This is a genomic window from Kitasatospora sp. NPDC091257, from assembly GCF_044757675.1.
Taxonomy (GTDB): domain Bacteria; phylum Actinomycetota; class Actinomycetes; order Streptomycetales; family Streptomycetaceae; genus Kitasatospora; species Kitasatospora lactacystinica.
In genome coordinates this window covers 1-3,384 of the sequence record NZ_JBIVVI010001019.1, presented here as the reverse complement: position 1 = coordinate 3,384, position 3,384 = coordinate 1, and the positions used below count along the sequence as shown (strand labels likewise).

The window sequence follows — 3,384 nt, the reverse complement described above, 5'->3', positions numbered from 1 at the left end:
GCCGGGGGACGGGGCACCACCCGGGTCCGTGCCGAACGGCCCCGCTCGGGTGACAATGGCCCGCATGATCGTCCACTGCGCCGCCTACCACGACGGCCACCGGATCAAGGCCCCCGCGGACCTGGCCGGTGCGCTCGCCGCCGCCCGCGCGGCCGGTCCGGACGGCTTCGTCTGGATAGGCCTGTTCGAGCCCACCGTCGAGGAACTCGACCACGTCGGCAAGGAGTTCGCGCTGCACCCGCTGGCCGTCGAGGACGCCGTCAGCGCCCACCAGCGCCCCAAGGTGGAGGCCTACCAGGGCTCGCTGTTCGTCACCCTGAAGACCCTCGGCTACCACCCCGGCGGTCACGTCGTGACGGTCGGCGAGGTGATGGTCTTCCTCGGCCCGGACTTCGTGATGACCGTCCGGCACGGCGAGGACAGCCCGCTCAGCGGCCTGCGGGCCGCCCTGGAGCAGGATCCCGAGCAACTGCGCTACGGGCCCAGCTCGGTGCTGCACTCGGTCTGCGACACCGTCGTGGACGGCTACGTGGAGGTGGCCACCGCGCTCCAGACCGACCTGGACGAGCTGGAGGCGGACATCTTCTCCCCCGGCCGGGTCGGCCGCGACACCGCCGGCCGGATCTACGGCTACAAGCGCCAGGTGATGTCCGTGCGCAGGGCCACCGGACCGCTGCTGGAACCGATGCTGGCCCTGGAGCGCGGCGCCCGCTTCGTCCGCCCCGAGACCGCGCCCTACCTGCGGGACGTCGCCGACCACGTGGCCCGGGTGAACGACCAGGTGGACGGCATGGACCGGCTGCTGTCCGACATCCTGAACGCCAACCTGGCGCAGGTCAGCGTCCAGCAGAACAACGACATGCGGAAGATCTCGGCCTGGGCTGCGCTGGCCGCCGTACCGACGATGATCGCGGGCATCTACGGGATGAACTTCGACCACATGCCCGAACTGCACCAGGTCTGGGGGTACCCGGCGGTGCTGGTGCTGATGGTGGTGGTCTGCCTGGTGCTGCACCGGGTGTTCAAGCGGCACGACTGGTTGTAGTGCCGCTCCCCCCACCGGCCGTCGGGTTCGTCGGGCCCGTCCCGTCCGTCCCGTCCGTGCTGTCCCGTCAGGCCAGTCCGGCGCGCTCCAGCGCCTCGACGCCGGTGCGCAGCGCCAGGATCCGCTCGTCCAGGGTGAATCCGGACGGGGCCAGGGTGAGCGTGGTGACGCCCGCCTCGGCGTAGGCCTGCATCCGGTCGGCGATCCGGGCGGTGTCGCCGATCAGCGAGGTGGCGTCGATCAGGTCGTGCGGGACGGCGGCCGCGGCACCCGCGTAGTCCCTGGCGAGGTACTTCTCCTGGACCTCGTCGGCGGCCTGCTCGTAGCCCATCCGCCGGGCGAGCTGGTTGTAGAAGTTCTTCTCCTTGCTGCCCATGCCGCCGATGTAGAGCGCGGCGTACGAGCGCAGGCCGTCCACGCCGGCCTTGATGTCCTCGCCGACCGCGAGGTTCACGGTCGGGCAGAGGTCGAAGCCCTCCAGCGTCCTCCCGGACTTGGCGCGGCCGGCCGTCAGCGGGTCGACGGAGAGCGCGGCGTGCTCGGGCGAGAAGAAGATGCCGAGCCAGCCGTCGGCGATCTCACCGGTCAGCTCCAGGTTCTTCGGGCCGATCGCGGCGATGTACAGCGGGATGTGCTCGCGCACCGGGTGCACGGTGAGCTTGATCGGCTTGCCGGGGCCGCCGGGCAGCGGCAGCGTCCAGTGCGCGCCCTCGTGCACCAGACGCTCGCGGGACATCGCCTTGCGGATGATCTCCACGTACTCGCGGGTGCGGGCGAGCGGCTTGTCGAACTTCACGCCGTACCAGCCCTCGGACACCTGCGGGCCGGAGACGCCGAGGCCGAGCCGGAACCGGCCGCCGGACAGGGTGTCCAGGGTCGCGGCGGTCATCGCGGTCATGGCCGGGGTGCGGGCCGGGATCTGGAAGATGGCCGAGCCGACGTCGATCCGCTCGGTCTTCGCGGCGACGAAGCTGAGCACCGTCGCGGCGTCCGAGCCGTACGCCTCCGCCGCCCAGCAGACCGAGTAGCCGAGCCGGTCCGCCTCCTGGGCGACGGCGATGTTGTCGGCGTCCATGCCGAGCCCCCAGTAGCCGAGGTTGATCCCGAGTCGCATCTGCCGCACCTTCCAGTGGGTTGGGGTTGCCAGCGAGGGTAGCCGTGCCCGCGCCGAACATGCTACTGACGGGTAGGAGTGGGTTGGGTCACACCGGTGCTGTTGATCGTTCTGCGGGTCGGCACCTCTGCCCGCGCACCGGCCGCTACGCTCAGCCGACGTGGGGAGCGCTCTCCCCACCTGCGCGTTCACAGGGCTGCCGGGCCTCCCGGGGCCACCGGCCAGTGAAGGGCCCGTCCGATGGAAAAGCGTCACCTCGGCCGCACCGGCCTGCAGGTCTCCCGGCTCGGCCTCGGCACCATGACCTGGGGCCGCGACACCGACGAGCACGAGGCAGCGGAGCAGCTCAAGGAGTTCGTCGACGCCGGCGGCAACCTGATCGACACCGCCGACGTGTACGCGGACGGCGGCGCCGAGTACCTGATCTCCCGGCTCACCGACAGCCTGATCCCCCGCTCCGAGCTCGTCATCGCCACCAAGGCCGGCAGCGTCCCGGAGTCCGCCCGCCGCTTCGACGGCTCGCGCGGCCACCTGCTCGCCGCCCTGGACGCCTCGCTGCGCCGGCTCGGCACCGACCACGTCGACCTCTGGCAGGTGCACTCCTTCGACCCGGCGACCCCGGTCGAGGAGACGCTCAGCGCCCTCGACATCGCCGTCTCCTCCGGGCGCGCCCGCTACGTCGGGGTCTGCGACTTCAGCGGCTGGCAGCTCGCCAAGACCGCCACCTGGCAGCACGCCCACCACGGGCGGGCACCGCTGGCCGGGGCGCAGCTGGAGTACTCGCTGCTGCAGCGCGGCATCGAGCGGGAGGCGCTGCCCGCCGCCCTGGACGCCGGGGTCGGGGTGCTGGCCGGCTCGCCGCTCGGACGCGGGGTACTCACCGGCAAGTACCGGCACGGCGTCCCGCAGGACTCGCGCGGCGCCTCGCCGTACCTGACCGGGTTCGTCCAGCCGTACCTCGGGGAGCGCTCCCGACGGATCGTGGACGCTCTCGCCACCGCCGCCGACGGGCTCGCCAGCAGCCCGCTGGCGGTCGCGCTGGCCTGGGTCCGGGACCGGCCCGGGGTGGCGAGCGCCCTGGTCGGGGCCCGGACGGTGGCCCAGCTGCAGGCGGCACTGTCGGTGGAGGCGCTTACGCTTCCGGATGAGATCCGTGGTGCGCTGGACGACATCTCGTCGCCGGTGCACCACTACCCGGACCAGGGGTGGACCGAGCTGTGACCCC

At 72.3% G+C, this 3,384-nt stretch carries 3 protein-coding genes; 2 read left to right on the top strand and 1 reads right to left on the bottom strand.

What is annotated here, in order from left to right; translation table 11 throughout:
* The first annotated feature begins 64 nt into the window (after positions 1 to 64).
* Positions 65 to 1,045, top strand: coding sequence for a magnesium and cobalt transport protein CorA (locus ACIQOV_RS33690; RefSeq protein ID WP_401054572.1), 981 nt, complete (start codon positions 65 to 67; stop codon positions 1,043 to 1,045).
* A 67-nt stretch (positions 1,046 to 1,112) separates the two neighbouring features.
* Here ACIQOV_RS33690 and ACIQOV_RS33685 read toward each other — a convergent pair whose 3' ends face one another.
* The gene (locus ACIQOV_RS33685) at positions 1,113 to 2,159 is read right to left on the bottom strand and encodes an LLM class F420-dependent oxidoreductase (RefSeq protein WP_359901229.1); all 1,047 of its coding nucleotides are present in this window, start codon (positions 2,157 to 2,159) and stop codon (positions 1,113 to 1,115) included.
* Between the two features lie 240 nt (positions 2,160 to 2,399).
* Here ACIQOV_RS33685 and ACIQOV_RS33680 point away from each other — a divergent pair, with 240 nt between their 5' ends.
* On the top strand, positions 2,400 to 3,380 hold the full coding sequence (locus tag ACIQOV_RS33680; RefSeq protein ID WP_359901232.1) for an aldo/keto reductase: 981 nt from the start codon (positions 2,400 to 2,402) through the stop codon (positions 3,378 to 3,380).
* The last annotated feature ends 4 nt before the right edge of the window (positions 3,381 to 3,384 follow it).